General features: G+C 52.6%; 1 protein-coding gene. It reads left to right on the top strand.

Annotated elements, in window-relative coordinates; all coding sequences use genetic code 11:
• Positions 1–228 (top strand): DDE-type integrase/transposase/recombinase (locus tag ACTHTQ_RS11590; protein WP_440363999.1); only part of this gene is annotated, 228 nt, incomplete at both ends.

The raw sequence follows: 228 nt of genomic DNA on the forward strand, positions 1-228 counted from the left end.
AAAGCCCAACGAAAAATGGCTGACCGACGTTACCGAACTCAAAGGGAAGGACGGCAAACTGTACCTCTCGCCGATATTGGACCTGTTCAACCGGGAAATCGTCGCCTACGCCATGAGCCGCAATGCTAACAGCGAAATGGTGAAGGAAATGCTCGAAAAAGCCGCACCCCGTCTGACTGATAAAGGAACGATGCTTCATTCGGACCAAGGTGTGCTGTACCGTACGGC

Origin of the sequence: Neisseria sp. P0020.S003, assembly GCF_051957095.1 — a bacterium.
GTDB classification, from domain to species: domain Bacteria; phylum Pseudomonadota; class Gammaproteobacteria; order Burkholderiales; family Neisseriaceae; genus Neisseria; species Neisseria subflava.